This is a genomic window from Psychrobacter sp. N25K4-3-2, assembly GCF_015351755.1.
In the GTDB taxonomy this organism is placed as follows: Bacteria; Pseudomonadota; Gammaproteobacteria; order Pseudomonadales; family Moraxellaceae; genus Psychrobacter; species Psychrobacter glaciei.
Genome location: NZ_JADKLX010000001.1, coordinates 1,245,359 through 1,267,485 on the forward strand (window position 1 = coordinate 1,245,359; position 22,127 = coordinate 1,267,485).

Annotated in this window: 12 protein-coding genes; 1 reads left to right on the top strand and 11 read right to left on the bottom strand. The window is 44.8% G+C overall.

The window, feature by feature from the left end; all coding sequences use genetic code 11:
- Positions 1-120: 120 nt before the first annotated feature.
- From gltB to pilM, 9 genes are all read right to left on the bottom strand, one after another.
- The gene (gene gltB / locus IOD06_RS05015) at positions 121-4,584 is read right to left on the bottom strand and encodes a glutamate synthase large subunit (protein WP_194619542.1); all 4,464 of its coding nucleotides are present in this window, start codon (positions 4,582-4,584) and stop codon (positions 121-123) included.
- 898 nt (positions 4,585-5,482) lie between these two features.
- Positions 5,483-6,589: a hypothetical protein gene (locus IOD06_RS05020; protein WP_194619544.1), complete on the bottom strand. Its 1,107-nt coding sequence runs from the start codon at positions 6,587-6,589 to the stop codon at positions 5,483-5,485.
- A gap of 65 nt (positions 6,590-6,654) precedes the next feature.
- Positions 6,655-7,782, bottom strand: a complete 1,128-nt coding sequence (gene aroB / locus IOD06_RS05025) for a 3-dehydroquinate synthase (protein WP_194619546.1) — start codon at positions 7,780-7,782, stop codon at positions 6,655-6,657.
- A gap of 137 nt (positions 7,783-7,919) precedes the next feature.
- On the bottom strand, positions 7,920-8,480 hold the full coding sequence (gene aroK, locus IOD06_RS05030; RefSeq protein ID WP_026037374.1) for a shikimate kinase AroK: 561 nt from the start codon (positions 8,478-8,480) through the stop codon (positions 7,920-7,922).
- Between the two features lie 165 nt (positions 8,481-8,645).
- Positions 8,646-11,006: a type IV pilus secretin PilQ gene (gene pilQ, locus IOD06_RS05035; protein ID WP_194619547.1), complete on the bottom strand. Its 2,361-nt coding sequence runs from the start codon at positions 11,004-11,006 to the stop codon at positions 8,646-8,648.
- Between the two features lie 27 nt (positions 11,007-11,033).
- A complete protein-coding gene (locus IOD06_RS05040) occupies positions 11,034-11,567 on the bottom strand; it encodes a pilus assembly protein PilP (RefSeq protein WP_194619549.1) in 534 nt (177 codons plus the stop codon).
- Positions 11,567-12,298 (bottom strand): type 4a pilus biogenesis protein PilO, encoded by a 732-nt coding sequence (locus tag IOD06_RS05045; protein WP_194619551.1) that lies wholly within the window; start codon positions 12,296-12,298, stop codon positions 11,567-11,569. Before IOD06_RS05045 ends, IOD06_RS05040 begins: the two co-directional genes overlap by 1 nt.
- The gene (locus IOD06_RS05050) at positions 12,295-12,954 is read right to left on the bottom strand and encodes a PilN domain-containing protein (RefSeq protein WP_010201708.1); all 660 of its coding nucleotides are present in this window, start codon (positions 12,952-12,954) and stop codon (positions 12,295-12,297) included. The genes IOD06_RS05045 and IOD06_RS05050 overlap by 4 nt, the downstream gene beginning before the upstream one ends.
- Positions 12,954-14,009 carry a type IV pilus assembly protein PilM gene (pilM, locus tag IOD06_RS05055; RefSeq protein WP_194619553.1) on the bottom strand — a complete coding sequence of 352 codons (1,056 nt, stop codon included), beginning with the start codon at positions 14,007-14,009 and terminating at the stop codon, positions 12,954-12,956. The genes IOD06_RS05050 and pilM overlap by 1 nt, the downstream gene beginning before the upstream one ends.
- A gap of 193 nt (positions 14,010-14,202) precedes the next feature.
- On the opposite strand from pilM, the gene IOD06_RS05060 reads away from it, so the two are divergent.
- A complete protein-coding gene (locus IOD06_RS05060; RefSeq protein WP_194619555.1) occupies positions 14,203-16,875 on the top strand; it encodes a penicillin-binding protein 1A in 2,673 nt (890 codons plus the stop codon).
- 127 nt (positions 16,876-17,002) lie between these two features.
- On the opposite strand, the gene IOD06_RS05065 is transcribed toward IOD06_RS05060, so the two are convergent.
- Positions 17,003-17,530 (bottom strand): DUF6586 family protein, encoded by a 528-nt coding sequence (locus IOD06_RS05065; protein ID WP_189585783.1) that lies wholly within the window; start codon positions 17,528-17,530, stop codon positions 17,003-17,005.
- Positions 17,531-17,805: 275 nt separating this feature from the next.
- Positions 17,806-22,023 (bottom strand): DNA-directed RNA polymerase subunit beta', encoded by a 4,218-nt coding sequence (gene rpoC, locus IOD06_RS05070; RefSeq protein WP_010201712.1) that lies wholly within the window; start codon positions 22,021-22,023, stop codon positions 17,806-17,808.
- Positions 22,024-22,127 lie beyond the last annotated feature (104 nt).

Here is a 22,127-nt window from a genome sequence, read left to right on the forward strand (position 1 = left end):
TTAAAATCTCTACGTCGTTGCTGCCACTTACCTACTCGAAACCTGTGAGTTAAAACGTGTCTTAAAACGGAACGCTGGCGACTCTGATTAAATTAATTGATTAAATCAACTTAATACAAGCTACTGTGGGTCAGCCATCGTGGTTTTAAGGAGACTCGCAATGTTTGCCGCTTTTGGCTTCACCAAGTAAAACTTACGAACATAATGCTCAAAATCAGCCAAAATAGTCTGACCCCACGCGCTACCAGTTTTCTCTACATGGGTCTCAATCACTTGTTGTAAATGAATGCGATGACCTTCCGTCTGCTCACTTGAGATACGGTTTAAATCAATCAATTCATGATTACAGCGATCAAAGAAATCCCCTTCCATGTCGAGCACATAAGCAAAGCCACCCGTCATACCGGCACCGAAGTTGAGACCAGTACGACCAAGAATGGTCATTATGCCGCCCGTCATATATTCACAGCAATGATCACCTGTGCTTTCGATGACCGCATGCGCACCAGAGTTACGAACCCCGAAACGCTCACCTGCGGTACCAGCAGCATATAGCTTGCCACCAGTTGCACCATATAGGCAGGTATTGCCGATGATGGCTGTTTCTTGAGCGATAAAGTTTGAGCCTTTTGGCGGATAAATGACAATCTCACCACCTGCCATGCCTTTTCCAACATAGTCATTGGCATCGCCTTCAAGCTCAATATTCAAACCGCCAGCATTCCACACGCCCAAACTCTGCCCTGCTGTACCAGTCAAACGAAGTTTTATCGGCATATCACTCATGCCAAGGTTGCCCCATACTTGTGCAATCTCGCCAGAAATACGAGCACCGATAGATCGGTCACAGTTACCAACAAAATAGCTATAATCGCCGCCATTACCTTGACGAATATTGAGCAGCATATCACTAATCATTTGCTCTGCAAGTAAGCCTTTATCAAATGGCTCATTACGCTCTACTTGACAGGTCTGCGCTTTGCCACTACTGGCCGGATGGCTAAATAATAGTGGTGATAAATCTAAATGGCGCTGCTTATCAGTATTGCCTTCTAGCACGTCAAGCAAGTCTGTACGTCCGACCAGCTCTTCCATACTACGCACGCCTAATGCTGCTAACCACTCGCGTGTCTCCGTAGCGACAAATTTAAAGAAGTTAATCAACATTTCAGCTTCGCCGATGAAATGCTCATCACGCAGTTGGGCTTTTTGCGTGGCAACGCCAGTCGGGCAGTTATTTAAATGGCAAATACGCAAATACTTACAACCAACAGCAATCATCGGCGTCGTACCAAAGCCGAAGCTTTCAGCGCCAAGGATAGCGGCTTTAACCACATCCAGACCAGTTTTTAGACCGCCATCTGTTTGGATACGCACTTTGTCTCGAAGACCATTGACTCGCAATGACTGATGCGTCTCAGCAAGACCTAGCTCCCACGGCGAGCCAGCATGATGGATAGACGACAATGGTGAAGCGGCGGTACCACCATCATAACCTGAGATGGTAATCAAATCGGCATAGGCTTTTGCCACGCCAGTAGCGATAGTACCAACACCGGGACGTGAGACCAGTTTGACTGAAACCAAGGCATCTGGATTGACTTGTTTTAAGTCAAAAATCAGCTGCGCCAAATCTTCAATAGAGTAAATATCATGATGCGGCGGCGGTGAAATCAACGTCACCCCCGGCACTGAATAACGCAGACGGGCAATCAAGGCGTTGACTTTACCGCCCGGCAACTGACCACCCTCACCCGGCTTAGCACCCTGTGCCACTTTAATTTGCATAACTTCCGCCGAGCGTAGATACGCTGGAGTTACGCCAAAACGACCCGAGGCAACTTGTTTAATTTTTGAGTTGCGCAAGGTACCATAACGTACAGGATCTTCGCCGCCCTCACCAGAGTTTGAGCGACCACCAATGGTATTCATCGCCATAGCAATGGCTTCATGCGCTTCAGGAGATAGCGCGCCTAACGACATACCAGCCGAGTCAAAACGAGTCAAAATCTTGGAGATATCTTCGACGTCATTGACATCGATAGGATTGTCCGTCTTTAACTGCAATAAGTCACGCAAAGTGGCAACTGGGCGGCTATTAACCAAATTGGCATAATTACGATAATTGTCATAATCGCCCGTACGCACAGCGGTATGTAGGCTGTTAATCACGTCAGGATTAAAGGCATGGTATTCTTTATTAAAGACGAACTTGAGCAGACCACCTTGATCCAGTGGCGCACGACGTTTAAAGGCATTGGCTGCTAGCTGAGCTTGATCGGCAGCTAAGTCTGCGAAGGTAGCCCCTTTGATACGACTTTGCACACCTTTAAAGCACAGACCCACCACTTCTTCAGATAGACCAACTGCTTCAAATAATTGTGCGCCGCGATAAGAAACAATGGTAGAAATACCCATTTTTGATAAGATTTTTAGCAGTCCTTTATCCAAGCCTTTGCGGAAATTAACCCGCGCTTGAATCGGATCACCAAGTAGCTCACCAGTGGCAACCAAATCATCGATGACGTCATAAGCTAAGTACGGATACACACAAGTCGCGCCAAAACCAATCAATACTGCTATTTGATGCGAGTCACGAGCCAGACCTGTCTCAATCACCAAGTTGGCATCAGTACGAATACCTTGGCCAATTAAGTAGTGATGTACGGCGCCCGTAACCATGATGGCATTGGCTGGTACTTTGTCGGCATCGATATCTTTATCAGACAATACGATCAGCGTGTTACCAGCACGGATGCTAGTCGCTACTTGCTCACAGATAGCCACGATAGCATCAGACAGCTCTACAGTACGGTCATAGTTCAGATCAATGCGCGTCATTTTGAACGCCGAATCATCTAAGGTTTCAAGCTGCTGCATTTTGCTGGCTGACAAGACTGGTGACGATAAAATAATACGGTGTGCGTCTCTAGCTGATGGCGCAAATACGTTGGTTTCCGCACCTAAGCAGGTCTGTAACGACATCACAATGGATTCACGTAGTGGATCGATTGGTGGATTGGTTACTTGAGCGAACTGCTGACGGAAGAAGTCACCGACATGGCGAATTTGCTGCGACAGTACCGCCATTGGCGTATCATCACCCATCGAACCAACTGGCTCTTGACCATTTTCAGCGTTAGGACGAATGATTTCTGTACGCTCTTCATTAGTGATGTGATACATTTTCTGTAAAGCTTTTAGCTTATCACCACGGCAAGCTTGCGCTGCCAAGGTTTCTTCTAAGCGCTCATCATCACGAACGCGTGTCGCTTCTTCACGTAGCCATTTACGATATGGATGAGCCGTTTTTAGCAAAGTTGCAATGGCAGTCGTATCTAAGACTTGACCAGTCAACGTATCAATGACCAGCATTTGACCAGGTCCGACTCGACCTTTTGCCAATACATCTTGTGGCGAGTAATCCCAAACGCCAACCTCTGACGCAACGGTAATATAGCCGTTCTTGGTCGTCACCCAACGTGAAGGGCGCAGGCCGTTTCTATCGAGCATACAGACCGCATAGCGTCCATCTTGAATCACAAGACCTGCTGGACCATCCCACGCTTCCATATGCTGCGAGTAAAATTCATAAAATGCGCGCAAATCCATATCCATGCTATCAACATTCTGCCACGCAGGTGGTACCAGAATCGACATTGCATGGAACAAGTTCATACCACCAGACATCAGTACTTCAAGCATGTTATCTAGGCTTGATGAGTCCGAACCTGTGCTATTCACTAATGGCGTCAGTTCATTTAAGTTAGGCAATTTATCTGATTTTAATTTTGGCGTACGTGCTTTAGACCAGTTACGATTACCCGTGATGGTATTCAGTTCACCATTGTGGGCAAGATAACGGAATGGCTGTGCCAATGGCCAGCGCGGCAATGTATTGGTTGAAAAACGCTGGTGGAACACCACGATATGCGAGGCCAGACGCTCATCTTGTAAATCTAAAAAGAACGCTGGTAGATCGGAAGGCATTACCAAGCCTTTGTAAATAATCGTTTGACAGTTCAGCGAGCACACATAAAACAGCTCGTCATCCACCAAACGCTGCTCTGCTTTTTTGCGGGCTACAAACAGCTTACGGTTAAAATCTTCCGCATCTAAAGTGTCAGGTGCATTGACAAATACTTGCTTAAAGCCTGGCAAGGTCTCACGACCAATCTCACCGACAATACTTAGATCAAGTGGTACGTCGCGCCAGCCAGCAATCTCTAAACCCTCAGCAATAATTTCATCAGCAAGTACCTGCTGACTGTACTGGGCTTTGGACTCGTCGAGATTAACAAACACCATACCCACGGCGAAATTATCTGTGACTACTAACTGTTGCTCGCGGGCAATGTCTTTGAAGAAAGCCGTGGGCGTTGCCAATAGCAAACCACAACCATCGCCTGTCTTACCGTCAGCAGCAACACCACCACGGTGCGTCATACAGCTGAGGCTATGAATAGCCGTTTTTACCAAATCGTGACTGGCTTGTCCCTCAATATGAGCAATCAAACCAAAGCCGCAGTTATCAGAAAAGTCATCCGGCGTGGCCAAATGCGTATGGGAAGAAATCATTGACATAGCTTGTCCTTTTGAGTAAACGGGCAGCTTATATATCCAATGCGGAGTATAAACTGGTGACCGCAGGCAGAACGGGCTGGTAGGTAAATATTCGTATATGCGAATTAATAAATAGTGCGATGCTCAGTAGACAGTTATGCTGTGAGAATAAGAGGAAACTCTAACTCTCACAGTGCTTTGGCAACCAATCCTTTGATAATCTAATAACAGACCACTCGTGTAATAATAAAATGCACCAATAAACAGTCAGTAACCGCCCATGGCAACCGGGTAAAATAACACCCTGTATACCAGTTACCCACTCATTAGCACTTTCATTAACGCTTGGTGTTACATCCTACTAGCGTGGCTTAGTAAGCGGCTAGTTGAGCATGCGACAATATGGCATTTTATTAATATTGAATATCAGACACTCTATATACAAGCGCCTTAGTAACCCTAATCGAAGTGACACTAGCAGGGATTTTGCGATTTGTAATAAGCTTACTATAGAGGGCCAATCGCCGCGCTTAAAGCGACAACCGTTTAGTAAGCAACTATCTTACCACTAATAATAAGTTACTAAATGACTGCTCGTTAAACCGTTATTTACGATAACTATACAGAGCGTTGCCCATACTCATCTTAGTTAATGCTTGACAAAAAATCTAGTCTTTTCTATCGATTCATCAGCCATAAATTGTAAGACAACTTATTACTATTAGTTATAGGACAATGAAAAACCGAATTGAAAACTTAATACAAAGAGAGAAATTTAAGACTTAACTGCCAAGAGACATAAAGCCTAGCTGTCTCTAAGCCTCACTTTAAAACAGCCAAAACGAATGCTAATACATCAAAAAACCCACTAACTATTCTTGTTAGTGGGTTTCATTATTAAATTAACACTCAATAAGGATCAGTTGCTTTTATCTTCTATTAGCGCCTTCATGCTGTCACTATTATTTTTTGAAGGATTGGTATTGGCGACTCGACCAGTAGCGTTCGAATTATTGCTTGCACCATTACTGCTATTCGTATTTGGTGGTTTTGGCGCTACTACCACTGGTGGTTTTTTTATAGGACTATTACCTGTTCCTGATGTCGTAGGCGTTTTATTGTCCTGATTAGACCTATTTGCCTCATTTTCGTTTTTAGCCGGTACTTCAGAGATTGATTGTGATTCATTACCAACAGTACGTTCTTCATTGACCGACAAGGTCGCTGAAGTATCAACCGACTGACGGATACTTTCCTCACTACTACTATTAGTTACTTCTTGACCACCACGATTGGCATTATTGCTGACAGCTTTTTCATTGACACTATCATTAGTTTGCGTTGTCTGACGCACCGGCAATTCACGTTTGGTTGGACGCAAATTAACAGATTGTGTGCGTCTAGCACTCAAGTCTTTGACCGGATCAGGGCGTTCATAATTGTCGATGATACTGACATAGCGATTAATTTCTTCAGGCAAGACACGCACATTGGCCGGTAGTCTAAAATCAATTAATTTGGCAGCACCAACAGCCTCTTGCGGACTACTCATCAAACCATAAGTCAGCATATAACGGATCTGATTATTATCATCAAGATAGCGAAAGTACGAAAACTTCTCACGGTCTTCACGGCCTTCTAAATAACTGACAATCACCTCGTTTTCCGCAACATTCATCACCTGTACGGTCCATTTTCCTTTATTAGCCAGCAGATAACGCTTGTCTTTAAACTCATTAGGATAACTGCGTAAATCACGAACCGTCGCATCAAAACTGATCGGCTGCACATCCGTATCTAGCTCATGTAGCGATTCAATGGCCAACGGCTGCTCAAGTTCGGCACTTAATGTTTGCGGAGCTGATATCGGGGCATTTTCAATCTTGGCACCCATCGCTGGTGTTTGACTAAACATCCAGACCAAAGCCGTAGCAACGCCCAACACTAGGGTCACTAACAACCAAATCAGTGCTTGACGACGATATGACTGACCAGCGGTGCGAGTCGACGAGCTAGATGCTGCCATGAGGAGATCCTTGGTGAAATATAGTTAAACGCTTTAAATCTGTGCTCATACCAATACAGTGACAATCAATAAATTTGACGTTCTGATGAGCTATGTTGTGACAAGACATCCATGAGAAGCTTGGCATCAAAATCATTGGTCAACACAGCTTCACCTATTGATTTTAGCAAAATAAGGCGGATTTGTCCGTGTTTCACTTTTTTATCATGACCCATCAAGTCTAAAGCCGTTTGTACGTCAATAGTAGGCGGGGTAATAGGCAAATTGGCCAATGTCAAAACGCGCTTAACACGAGCCACGTCCTCATTCGTCAACCAGCCTAGTTTTTGTGACAGCTCAGCCGCTTGTACCATGCCAGCGGCAACGGCCTCACCATGCAGCCAATTACCATAGCCTTCATGGGTTTCGATCACATGACCAAAAGTGTGGCCAAAGTTCAATAACGCACGCACACCCGACTCTCTTTCATCTTGGGCGACGACATCGGCTTTGTACTGACAGCAACGTTTAACCGCCTCGCCAAGTACCGCCAAATCTAAAGTCATCATCGCCGGTAAATTGTGCTCAAGCCACGTCAAAAAATCCGCATCCATGATAAGAGCATATTTAATGACTTCAGCAAGGCCTGCCGAAAGCTCACGCGCTGGTAGGGTTTTTAGCGTACTCATCTCAGCAAGTACTATTTGCGGCTGCCAAAAAGCCCCAATCATATTTTTGCCTTGGGCATGATTGATGCCTGTTTTGCCACCAACGCTTGAATCCACTTGCGACAATAACGTGGTTGGAATTTGGATAAAATTCACTCCGCGCATAAAGCTTGCGGCTGCAAAGCCTGTCATATCACCAACCACGCCGCCGCCAAGTGCGATAAGCGTAACATCACGATTGAAATGCTCAGCCATTAGGGCATCATAAATTTGGTCAATACTCGTCTGGTTCTTATATTGCTCACCATCTGGTAACACACAGACCTTTACCGTAAATTGCTGTGCTAGCTCATCTTCTAACGATTTTAAGTATAAAGGTGCCACAATATCATTGGTGACAATCAATACTTGGCGACCGCTAATATAAGGTGCGACTTGCTTCGCCATACTGCTAGCTTCTGCCGCAGATTTTTCAGTAATGATGATTGGATAATCATGGCTTTGTGTGTGTACCGTTAAGCCATCATGAAACAGTGCCGTTGCCATGAAAGTCTCCCTGAGCATTTTTAGTGAAGTTACATTAGCTGAGTATCGTTATACATCTAGAGCGTGTCCTCAATTTAATCGATAGCGAGCTAAAGGGATTAAATTGAGGACACGCCATAGTCTATTATTCTTTATCTTCAATCTTCTTTAGAGTCTGGTGTTATAGAAGGCGCGCAACACAAGGATTCGAGCTGCTGTAATAATTGATTGACCATATGGCGAGGATATGTATGACCAGTAGGCATAATGATATGAGCCACTTGCCGGTATAATGGATCGCGCTTACTGTATAAATCTTGCAATATTTTTCTGGGGTTGGGCTGTTGTAATAAAGGTCGCGACTTATCTTTGGCAGTGCGGGCCATTTGCACATCAACTGGTGCATTGAGATAAACCACGATACCACGCTGCTTAAGAAATTCACGATTTTCAGCAGCCATGACAGCACCACCACCCGTTGCCAAGACAATCTGCTTTTGCTGGCTCAGCTCATCAATGGCACGTGTCTCACGTTCACGAAAGCCCGCTTCGCCTTCTTTAGCGAATATCCAAGCAATATCAGCGCCGGTTTGCGACTCGATATACCAATCGCTATCTACGAATGTCCGCCCTAACTGCTTGGCAAGCAGTCGGCCAATTGTGGTCTTCCCCGCTCCCATCGGCCCCACTAAAAATACCGACGGTAATTCCTCCACCATAACACTCACTCAGCTAAATTAGGTATGATACAACGTCATTGATATTCTGGCTAGTAATGAGCAGTGATTATTATGAGTAAAATCCACGCACGCACAAAAACTTACCCATAAAAAAAGCAAGCACTAGGGCTTGCTTTTTTTGATTCATAGCCGATAACACGATTATTAATTTAAACGGCTCACACCATCGTTGATCAGTTTTGGCGTAACAAATATCAGTAGCTCTTCTTTGGAGTTACTACGGACATCACGACGGAATGCACGACCGACGTAAGGCAAGTCCCCTAAGAAAGGCACTTTAGATACCTCATTAGTGGTACGGTTTTTAAAGACCCCGCCTAGTACGATGGTTTGACCATCTTCAACGATGACATTGGTCGAGATTGAATCTTCGGCAATTGCTACCTGATTATTGATAATTGTTGGCGTGCCATTGGTAATGACCAGTTGCAAGCCAATTTTACCATCTGGTGTAATGTTTGGCGTCGCTTCTAAGCTGAGTGCCGCTTCTTTAAAGCTGGTCGTGGTTGCTCCACTGGCAGACGCTTCTTGATAAGGAATCTGCGTACCCGATGATACTTTGGCTGTTTGTTTGTCCGCTGTCAAAATCTTCGGCGTTGAAATAACTTCACCGCGATTGTCGGCTTGCAGTGCTGACAATTCAAGATCCAGCATCACATCAGACATACTTAACAAGCCAAAAGCGATACTACCCGCTGGATTGGCAACGCCTAAATCAACGTTTAAGTTATCGGGACGGCTGATATCATAAGAAGGATAAGAAACCGTTTGACCATTGACAGTCGTCGTTTCAATATCAAAATCCTTAAGATCTGCCAAAGTCTGATTACTACCGCCGACCAATAGGCTACGGTTATTCGCTGCGCCATTCGATAGGATACCCCAACGAACGCCAATCTCTTTACTAAAGCTATCAGTCGCACTAACGATACGCGCTTCAATCATCACTTGACGAACCGGAATATCAATTTTGCTGATTAGATTGTGGATATTTTCGATACTATCCGCGACATCTTTGATAATCAGAGTATTGGTACGCTCATCAACCGTAACCGTTCCACGATTAGACAATAAAGTATTGTTGTCATTAGTATTTGAATTGCCAGTGTTGCTGCCACCAGATGAACCACTACCTTGCGAAATAAGCGTCAATACATCTTGCGCTTTTGCATAGCTTAAGCGAATGTATTCGGTACGCAGTGGCGCATAAGATTCAACCGCTTGCTGCGCTTCAAGCTCACGCGCTTCTTGTTCAGCAAGTTCTGTAGATGGCGCGACTAAAATCACATTGCCATTCTCGCGTTTGCCCAGATTTTTACTTTTTAGAATAATATCAAGCGCTTGATCCCAAGGCACATTGATCAGGCGCAAGGTGATGTTACCCGCCACCGAATCACTAGCGACGATATTCATATCGGTAAACTGCGCTAAGATATCTAAGACGCTACGGATTTCAACATCTTGGAATTCCATAGATAGCGCTTCGCCACTGTACACTCTCTCTTCCAGTGTTGGCTCTCGTAGCAGCTCAGGTTTACTGATACTGACATTTAGCTGGTTACCCGACTGATACGCTTGATACTCATAATCTTCAGTCATATTAATGGTGATAACCCCATTTTGACCTTGGTTTTTGGTATCAATACTACTAACGAGACCACTATTAATATTCAAGCGACGCAATAAGTTTCTCGGTACCGTGCTGCCAGTTAGTCGTACGACCAATTTATTGCCTTGGCGCTGTACATCAACCGGAATCGCTTCGTTGGCAAGCGCAACGCTAACGTTGCCACCGCCGTTACTCCCTGCTGAAAAATTCACCGCCGTTAAGCCATCATAGCTATACTGCTTACTGACTTGAGAGGCAGCAAGTTGCGGATTTAGTAGAGGATTTACGCGTACGACCATTGTATCCGTCGGCACTTGGTTATTCACCACGGTCGTGCTAGTTGCGACTGTTCTCACTGAAGTGACAGGCACGCTACTGGTTTCTACAATCGGTGTGACCACTGCCGTCGTGGTAATGCCATTATTGTCATTGAGTACGTCTTGAATCGGGTCATTGGTGATGACTGGGCGACTGGGATCGGTAAGGGTCAACAGCAGATCATTGCCATCAATCGCTGTCGTATAGTTGCCCGCTTGTTTAAGCCCAACGATCAGACGCGTGGTACTGTCACTGCTTAGCGTCGTGACATCATTTACCATACCAATATTGTATTCGTTAAAGCGACTGGCAAGTCCGTTTTGCACCTGTTCAAAATCCAGCACTAGACGGCTAGGATCATCAAGCTGGTAAGCGGCAGGTAATACTGGCAAACCTACAAAGCCTAAACGCATTTGTGTCACTGCTGGTGCAGTCTGTACCACAGAGACATTATTAATGCGCTGGGCGGCATGGGCGCTGCTACTAACTGCTACCATGCTGATTGCCAATGCAGAAATGGCAAAAGCAGAAGAGACGCGGTTGCTCATCATCATTACCTTGTTATTGCGTACTGTCATTATTTATTCCTCAAAAAATCTGCCGACTTAACTTATAGGGGAGACCAGCGACTGGGGTTTTTCAATAAACCCGGCGCGACTGTCTGGCACAATTTCAATCAAATTAATTTGGGTCGGCGTGATTTCAACAATACGGCCGTCATTTAATCCAAGATAATCACCTACTCTCACACTAGCAACCGAACCATCAGGACGCTGTACAAGTGCATACTGCTGACCTTCTGGCGAAATTACGACGCCACGAAAAGTCAGCTGTGAGAGCTCATATTGCTCAAGCGGTTCTTTTACTCTGGTGATATCAGGGCGTACGCCATCGATAGAGGTGCTAGGACCTTGTACATTGACTAAGCTTGGCGGCAAAAACGGGCTACGCTGCGTACTGGCACTATAGACAAAATCTTCTACCAGCTCAGCTTTTGGCGGTGGCTCGATAGGCTGAGCAGGCTGATTGCGAATATCGGTCATCGCCTTTTCTGCCATACCAATACGATCACTACAACCTGTGATTGATAAAGCAGCGGTGCTTAAAATCAGTAGCATGGGCAGTTTTTTGATATTCATTAGTTGCCTCCTGCAGCATCGGTCGTAGCGGCATCATTAGCAACAGCCTCTTCACCTTCAGGCGCCGCTTCTTTTGAGCGATACGTTTTGGTTTGTAATACCAAATTCAGCTCCGGCAACACATCTAAAGTAGGCTGTGGATTACTGACTTCAAAATCGTGCATCGTAATGATGCGTGGTAAGGCAGCAAGACCACTGATAAAGCTACCAAACTGATGATATTCCCCTAACGCTGCAATGCGAATAGGCTGCTCGATAAAGAATTCATTTTCAATCTCAGGCTCTACAGAAATATCTTGGAAACGTATATTACTGCCAACACCTGTCATGTTAATACCCTCTACCAGCTCTGACACGCGGGTGTCTTTTGGCAGTTGGTCAAGTAAGGTGTTGAATTCCGTCTCCATCTGGACAACCTGTGCTTGATAAGTTTTTAAGTGACGTGCACGTGATTCTTTTTCACGGTAACTATCAAGTAAGGTTTGCTGCTGACTTTCTGCCGCAGTAATCTCATCAATCTTGCTGCTAATCGGTAGCGCCCACGATAGCGCCGCTATCAGTGCAATGATAAATCCAATGACCGTTATCTTTACCGGAACTGGCCAGCTGCCATAGTTTTCAGAATCCAAAGACTCAAAACTGCGGCGAAACTCATTCAAGTCAAACTGTTTTTTAGGATTGACAGCGCTCTTTTTAGTCTTGATTAGGCTTTTTTTACGGCTCAGCTTCATAACTCACCTCCCAGCCCAGTACTACCATCAGCATCAACGGCTACAGCAGTCTCTGATTGCACCTTGGTCGTTACGACAAACTGTACGTAACTGTCCTCAGGATAAACGGGACGTGGCTGTCCATCAGTTGTTACCGGCTCATTAAGCGCAGGCGCTGGTGTATACGCGCTAATATTTTGCTGAATATTGCTGACCGCTGAGTTGCCCATCCATTTGCTACTATCAAGGTTACGAATCAAACTTGATACGATATTTGGATTGTCCGCAAGACCCGTCAAAGTAAGGATATCGCCTTCGCGCTTTAAGTTATTTAGATAAAGCGCAGGCGGAATGGCTTTGGCCAAATCATCCCATAGACGTACAGGCACAGGTCGTCGACCTTGCAAATCTTGAATCACCTGCATGCGAGAGATAATATCTTCACGGCGTTGCTCTAGGCTATCAATTTCGATCAATGCTTTGTCTAAGCGAGCGTTCTCTTGCTCAATCAGTACATTCGCATTGCGTTGTTCATCAAGCTCATTATTAAAATAGCTCCATGAAGCGAACGCTGCTAGTAAGGCAAATAAAGTGACCGCCACTACTAAAGTAAGAAATTCTTTATTGCGACGCGCGCGTTCTTCTTGCCGCCAGGGCAGTAGGTTAATACGAGCCATTAGTCGAAGCTCCTTAACGCAAGACCGCACGCGGCCATTAAACTCGGGGCATCAATGACCAGCTGCTCATTATCAATGTGCGGCGCAATGGTCATGTTGGTGAAAGGATTGGCAATACTAACAGTCACACCCAGTTTTTGTTGCGCCATACCGGCCAGACCTGCAATAGAACTACTACCACCTGCCAGTACGATATGATCGATACTACTGTATTGGCTCGAGGAAAAATAAAACTGTAGAGAGCGCGTGACTTGTTGGATAGTATTTTCTATAAAGGGGGTCAATACATCTGGATAGTAATCATCAGGCAAAGTACCTGCACGTTTACTAATATTTGCTTCTTCAGCTGATAGTCCATAGCGATTTTGTATCGCCTCTGTGAGCTGAGAGCCACCAAATAACTGTTCACGGCTATATATAAACTCGCCATTTTTGGCGATATATAATGTGGTTTGGTTGTGTCCGATATCGACCAAGGCGACAATCTCTGGCATATTTGGCAAGTTGTCTGCCATCAAACCGAACGCACGCTCAATAGCATGTGTTTCAATATCCATGACCTTGGTTTGCAAGCCACCAAAGGTTAAAGCATCAACTCTTTGGTCGACATTTTCCGAGCGTGAGGCAGCAAGCAACACTTGTACCATCTCGTCATTTACTAAAGAAGGGCCCAATACTTCAAAATCCAGATTGACATCTTCTAAGGGATAAGGCACATATTGATCAGCATCCAGACGGATTTGCGCTTCGCGCTCAATATCGCTTAGCACCATATCCATATCAATGATTTTGGTGATCACTGCTGAGCCTGAGACGGCGGCGGCGGCATCGCTGCCCGCTACCTGACAGCGTCGCGCCAAGCCAGCTATAATATTACCCACTGCCTCAGTATCTACAAGAAGTTTGTCAACGACTACGCCTTCCGGTAGTCTTTCAATACCATAGGATTTTAGATGAAACATCCCTTGTTGGCGCTGTATGTCAACCAATTTGACCGAAGTAGCACAGATATCTATGCCAATCAAATGTCGACTCTTGGAAGTAAATAGCCTCACAAACTCTATACCTTATATTAAGTGTACAATCTGATAGTGATTTGTAATATTTTAGTACAATACTTTACTTACCAGATAGATTCAAGCATTTAAATAAGTTATTAAGGTCAACTTACACATTTATTATGACCTCCCTATTTTGTTCAAGGTATAATGCCTTATTTGTTGCAAATTTTAATTGATAAGTCTCATTATGGCTAAAAAAAATGCTACCGTTCGTCTCATTCGCTTTTTGGTGGGGCTTTTCATTGCCTGTCTGGCGCTCGCCGTTATCTTAGCGCTTGCTGTGCCTATTGGTTTCTATGGGATGGCGATGTATCTATCACCCACCTTGCCTAGTACCCAAGAAATCAAAACTGCCAATTTAGAGATGCCATTACAGATCTATAGCCGAGATGACAAATTAATCGGTCAGTATGGTAATCGTCTCTCCCTACCTGTTACTTTTGATGACATTCCTGAAGATCTCACGCATGCTTTTTTAGCGGCAGAAGACGCGGCCTTTTTCCAGCATAGTGGTATTAGTATTAAAGGTCTTGGTCGCGCGGTGACTGAAGTGGTGACTGACGATGACAGCCAAACTGGTGGCTCTACCATCACCATGCAGGTTGCCAAAAATTACTTTTTAAGTCCAGAACGTACCTTAAATCGTAAATTGACGGAATTGTTTTTGGCTCGTAAGATTGAAGACGAACTCAGTAAAAATGATATCTTGACTCTCTATGTTAATAAAATTTACCTCGGTGAAGGGGCTTATGGCATTCGTGCCGCTGCCAAAAAATATTATAGTAAATCGTTAGAAAACCTGAATATTGCTGAGATGGCAATGTTAGCAGGTCTGCCAAAAGCCCCTTCTAAATATAACCCTGTTGCCAACCCTAGCCGCGCCCTTACTCGCCGTAACTGGATCATTGGCCGTATGCTTGAGCTGGGCTATATCAATAAAGCGCAACACGACGAAGCGGTAAACTCTCCGGTAGCCATCAATTTATATCAAGAAAAGCTAGACGTTAATATGCCTTATTTGGCAGAAATGACACGCTCTACCTTAGTTGATCGCTATGGTGAGCAAGTGATGCATAGTGGATGGCGGGTACGCCTTACGGTTGATAGCAAAGCACAAACAGATGCGGAAGCGGCGATACTGACAGGTTTGGTGGCTTACGAACATCGTCATGGTTGGCGCGGGGCTGAAGCAAATGATGAACCGCTAGAAAATTTCCGTCGTTATAGTAATATGACTCCTGCCAAAGTCACCAAAGTGAATGCTCGCAGTTTTGAGGCGACAATGCCCTCTGGTGAGAATGTGACTGTTGGTTGGTCTGGGATGAGCTGGGCACGCAAGTATATTTCTGCTAATCGTATCGGTTACTTTCCTGACAATGCTCGCCAAATTGTTAATAAAAACGATATCATTCGTTTGATACCGACCGCGAATGGTAATTGGCAGTTGGGACAAATTCCTAAAATACAAGGAAGTCTGGTCTCCTTGAATCCAGAAACTGGAGCGGTTAATGCATTGGTTGGTGGTTTTGACTTTAACCACAGTAAGTTCAACCGTGCCTTGCAAGGGTGGCGTCAGCCAGGCTCAACGATTAAGCCGCTGGTCTACACCACTGCATTAGAAAAAGGCTATCGCCCAGATAGTATTGTCTCGGATCGCCCGATTCAAGTAGGTGACTGGAAACCGAAAAATTCCGATCAACGTTTCTTAGGTGATATCACTTTACGTCGTGGCTTGTATTTATCACGTAACTTAGTCTCTATTCGCTTATTACAGGCTATTGGTATCTCTGATGCCCGCAATCTATTGGACGAATTCGGTCTTGATAAAGAAAAGCTACCAACGACTTTATCGTTGGCATTAGGCGCAGGGCAAGCAACGCCATTACAAATGGCAACGGCTTACTCTACGTTCGCCAATGGTGGTCACCGTGTTCAACCTTACTTTATAGAACAGATCTACAACTACGACAACAAATTGTTATTCCAAGCCAATCCGCAGCAAGCTTGTGCTGTATGCTTTAACGAACAACTTGAAAATCTCAATAAAAAGCTTATCGTAGATTATGAGGCAAAAATAGAAAAAGAGAATGCAGCGCTTGCTGCTAAAAAAGAGGAAAAAGTCAACGCTAAAGACAAAGCAGCAGAGAATAAATCAGCTGCTGACCTCAATGCAGAAAATAGCGACAATACGGCAAAAGATAACGAGGCGCTTGATTTAAATATTTATGATGGGAGTCCAGCCTCAGATCGTTTGAAAGCACCTGTCGTGCAGTACATTACTGCCATGCAAGCACCGCGTATTTTGAAGCCAAGAGTGGCTTACGATATGGCTGATATCTTGCGTGATGTCGTGCAGCGTGGTACAGCTGTACGAGCAAAAGCGTTGGGACGTGATGATATTGGTGGTAAAACTGGTACAACCAACGATGCGAAAGACGCATGGTTTGCAGGGTTTCATCCTACTAATACTACTGTCGTATGGATGGGTTTTGATCAACCATCAACCATGGGTCGCCGTGAGTATGGTGGCGTGGCGGCGCTGCCTGTATGGATGGACTTTATGAGAGCGCAGCTTAAAGATGTGCCTAATCAATGGGTGTCTGTTAACAACCGTGCCAAATCTAAGAAACAGATGCAACAAATCCTAGAAATGACAGATGATGGCATTGTTGACAGCGAAGATGTTGATGCCGATACTAGCACGTCAGCCAAACCCGTCAAGACCAAAGCACAGCAACGTAAGCCATCAGAACCTGAGCGTTCGCCCGTGTCACAGCCAAGCAATAATAACGCCGATAGCGTGCCACAAAACCCTTTAATGGTCACCCCTGTCGAACGTATGCCACCCATGCCAGAGTAAATACTTTACGAGGGTAACGGCTATTTAGCATTAAAAGGCTGGTTCAGTAATCACTGAACCAGCCTTTTTTTATTTTGAAACTATAATCTTAAAGATCTGCTTATAGAATCAGTTAAGTCCTACCCTACTAAAACTCAACCATGCCCGCACGCAACTGCTCAATCAGCTCTAAAAGCTGCTGCCGCCACTCACGTATGGTCGCCTCATCTGGCAACCATTGATTCGATAAAGTGACAACGTTAACGATAAGATCTTTTGGCTCTATCTCAACCATATTAGCATTTTCAGCCGCCGAATTATCTGGCAGTACCGCATACAGGCAACGTTGATAAGCGCGCTCTACATTGGCAAGAAAGCCTTGTTCTTGTAACTGCTGCAAGCGTTGAATTTCAGGTGACACTTGAGTACGTTCGCTCAGTGCTTGCTCGATATCTGACAAAGTGGGTGCCGTCATGTTTAAGCTATAAAAATGACCAAGCTCTTGGATAAAAGCTAGAAAACTGCCATACAAATGAAAAATAGCAGTTTCACAGTGTGCTTGATATAACTGCTTATCGTTGGTACTTCCAGCCGCTTGGCAAGATAAACGACAAAAATACAGCTTTTGGTTGGTTCGATCTGCTTGATATTTAGCAACGCGCGTTTTACCTGCCATGCTTTAATTATCCTTATATTAATAATAAATATGACCAGTTAGCACATCCATAACTCATGATATGATTTTTTGAGTGTACTACTAACTGGAGCAATCTTGCTAGAAAGTATATCAGCTAAAAAATAGCGGCGCTATATTAAGACTTATCCGCTTACCAGATATAGCTCTTAGACCAATTTTTCTCACTACCTTACTAATTTGCAAACGTAAAAAAGCCAGCAACGTAGGCTGGCTTTTTTATTAAGTTAACAATGAATCAAAGATGTCTAATACTATTAGTTATCTTGGTTCAGCTCTTGTGCAAAGGCTTCATCAAAGCTAGCAAAGTCTTTACTATCAGTGCTAGCAGTCATATCAAACGCTGCATTGAGATCTTTGTCTTGTAGCTTTTGATCCGCTTTCTCTTTACGGGCTTTATGATAAGCAAGACCAGTACCAGCTGGAATCAAGCGACCAACGACGACGTTTTCTTTCAGACCACGTAGTTCATCGACTTTACCAGTAACGGCAGCAGCAGTTAGCACACGAGTCGTTTCCTGGAACGACGCTGCTGAGATAAAGCTTTCCGTTGCCAAGCTGGCTTTGGTGATACCTAGTAATTGACGCTCGAACTGTACTGGGAATTTATCTTCCGCTTCTAGTTTGGCATTCAACGCTTTGATATCAGCGTACTCGACCTGATCGCCTTTGAAGTGACTTGAATCGCCGCCATCGGTAATTTCAACTTTGCGCAGCATCTGACGAATAATAACTTCGATGTGCTTATCGTTGATTTTTACACCCTGCAGACGATAAACGTCCTGTACTTCGTTAACGATATAATCAGCAAGTGCCGTTTGACCTTTTAGGCGCAAGATATCGTGTGGGTTTTGTGGACCATCAGCGATCACTTCACCACGAGCAACTGTCTCGTTTTCAAAGACGTTAATTTGACGCCATTTCGGGATCAGCTCTTCATGTACTTCACCATCTTCATTGGTGATAATGAAGCGGTTTTTACCTTTAGTCTCTTTACCAAAGCTCACCACACCTGACATTTCTGCCATGATGGCATGATCTTTCGGGCGACGTGCTTCAAACAAATCAGCAACACGTGGTAGACCACCAGTAATATCTTTGGTACCTGAAGACGCTTGTGGTACACGGCCTAGGATCGAACCTGCGGCAACTTTTTCACCATCGCTCACACGAATGATGGTTTCAGCTGGTAAGAAGTAAACCACTTCTTTGCCTTCGTCTGTGTTCAAGATAATAGCAGGACGTAAGTCTTTTGCTGAGCTTGAACGGTCACGAGTAGCAAGAATCTCAAACGAGCTCATACCAGTCGCGTCATCAACCTTCACAGTCGCTGTTAGACCATCAGTGATATCACTGAAACGTGCTGTACCAGCAAATTCTGTGATGATAGGATGCGTGTGCGGATCCCATTTAGCGATGGTCTGACCACCTTCGACCTGATCTTCATCTTTCACAAGTACGCTTGAACCGTAAGGAACTTTATAGCGTTCACGCTCACGACCAAGCTCATCGGTCAACGCGATTTCAGCAGAACGCGATACGATGACTAGGTGACCATCGGTATGTTGAACCGTTTTCATGTTTTCGAAATGCGCTTGACCAGCATTACGTACAGAGATGCTGTTGTCTACAGAGGCTGAGCTTGCTGCCCCGCCCACGTGGAACGTACGCATGGTTAACTGAGTACCCGGCTCACCGATAGACTGAGCGGCCATAACCCCGACTGATTCACCGATATTCACTTTATGACCACGAGCAAGGTCACGACCATAGCACTGTGAACAAACGCCATGCTCAACATTACAAGTAATAACTGAACGTACCCAGATATCATCGATCGCGTTTTCATCAAGCACATTGACCCAATGCTCATCGATCAACGTACCCGCTGGAATCAATATCTTATCAGCGTCATCATTGTAAGTGACATCACGCGCGGTCACACGACCAAGTACTAGCTCACCCAATTTCTCAATGATTTCGCCACCTTGAATATGTGGTTTCATGAGCAAGCCTTGCTCGGTACCACAGTCATCACTGGTGATAACCAAATCTTGTGCAACATCAACCAAACGACGAGTCAAATAACCCGAGTTAGCCGTTTTCAATGCCGTATCTGCTAGACCTTTACGTGCACCATGCGTAGAGATAAAGTACTGTAGTACCGTCAAACCTTCGCGGAAGTTGGCTTTAATCGGTGTCTCAATGATTGAACCATCCGGCTTAGCCATCAGGCCACGCATACCAGCCAACTGACGAATCTGTGCCGCACTACCACGAGCACCAGAATCTGACATGATAAAGATAGAGTTAAATGACTTCTGCTCTTCTTCTTCACCTTGCGCGTTGATGACTTTATCAGTCGCCAAGTTATCCATCATCGCCTTCGCGACTTTGTCATTGGTACGTGACCAGATGTCGACCACTTTATTATAACGCTCACCAGCCGTCACAAAACCTTGCTCAAACTGATCTTCAATCTCGCGCACTTCGCCTTCAGCAACTTCAATAATTTGCTTTTTGCTCGGTGGAATAACCATGTCATCCAAACCGATAGACACACCAGACAGCGTTGCTTGTGCAAAACCTAGATACATCAATTGGTCAGCAAACATAACACTGTCTTTAACGCCTACTTTACGATAGCAAGAGTTGATCAAGCGTGAGATGTTTTTCTTCGTCATCTCTTGGTTACATTCATCAAACGTCATACCTTTAGGCATGATGTTCCAGATAAGTAAACGACCAGCAACCGTATCTTTGATACTGATTTCTTTGGTCTCGTTACCTTCTTCATCGAAATGCGTTTCAGTCACACGAACTTTAATTTTCGCGTTTACATGCAAATCGTTTGAGCCAATCGCGCGCAATGCTTCATTGACGGTGGCAAAGATCATGCCTTCGCCTTTAGCATTCACTGATGAGCGGCTAATGTAATACAAACCCAATACCACATCTTGTGACGGTACGATGATTGGATCACCGTTCGCAGGTGACAAGATGTTGTTGGTCGACATCATCAAAGCACGTGACTCAAGCTGAGCTTCTAGCGTCAATGGCACGTGAACGGCCATTTGGTCACCATCAAAATCGGCGTTGAATGCAGTACATACGAGCGGATGCAATTGAATTGCTTTACCTTCGATTAGTACTGGCTCGAACGCTTGTAGACCCAAACGGTGAAGCGTTGGTGCACGGTTAAGAAGTACTGGATGCTCACGGATAACCATGGCCAGCATGTCCCACACTTGCGGCTCTTCACGCTCAACCATCTTTTTGGCAGCTTTAATTGTAGTCGCCAAACCATGAGATAATAGTTTGTTATAAGTAAATGGCTTGAATAACTCAAGCGCCATTTTCTTCGGTAGACCACACTGATGTAGGCGTAGTGTTGGACCTACAACGATAACCGAACGACCAGAATAATCGACACGCTTACCAAGTAAGTTTTGACGGAAACGACCTTGCTTACCTTTGATCATATCTGCCAAAGATTTTAATGGACGCTTATTACTACCAGTAATCGCACGACCGCGACGACCGTTATCTAATAACGCATCGACTGACTCTTGCAACATACGTTTTTCGTTACGTACGATGATATCAGGGGCGCTCAGCTCAAGCAGACGCTTGAGACGGTTGTTACGGTTGATCACACGGCGATACAAATCATTTAGATCTGAAGTCGCAAAACGACCACCTTCTAGTGGTACTAGAGGGCGTAGATCTGGTGGTAATACTGGCAAGATGGTCATAACCATCCATTCAGGTTTGTTATTAGAATCACGGAATGCTTCTAATAGTTTAAGACGCTTAGACATCTTTTTAAGCTTAGTTTCAGAACCCGTTTGCGGAATCGCTTCACGCAGCTCATCGATTTCTAAATCTAAGTCGATATCTTTTAATAGGTCTTGTACCGCTTCTGCACCCATCTTGGCAGTGAATTCGTCGCCAAACTCTTCAAGCGCTCGGTAGTAATCTTCATCGTCAAGCAATTGGTACTTCTCTAAAGAAGTTAAACCCGGCTCAGTGACGATATAGCTTTCAAAATATAGAACGCGCTCAATATCACGTAGCGTCATGTCTAGCAAGAGACCGATGCGGCTTGGTAGTGATTTTAAGAACCAAATGTGCGCCACAGGACTGGCTAGGTCAATATGACCCATGCGATCGCGACGGACTTTGGCGGTAGTGACTTCAACGCCACATTTTTCACAGATAACGCCTTGGAATTTACGGCGTTTGTACTTACCACATAGACATTCAAAATCTTTTACTGGGCCAAAAATTTTGGCACAAAAAAGACCATCACGCTCAGGCTTAAACGTACGATAGTTAATGGTTTCAGGCTTTTTCACTTCACCATGCGACCATGACTTGATCACGTCAGGTGAGGCCAAAGTAATTTGAATGCTATCAAACTCTTGATTACCGTTGCCGGTAGGGCTTTGCATGATATCGAGTAAATCTTTCAAGTTGCTTCTCCGTTATCTTTATAATCATCTGACAGCGTACTATTAACGCGGATAAGATGAATGAAGGCAATGAATAGGGTTGAGATAAATGGCTAAAAGCAGCA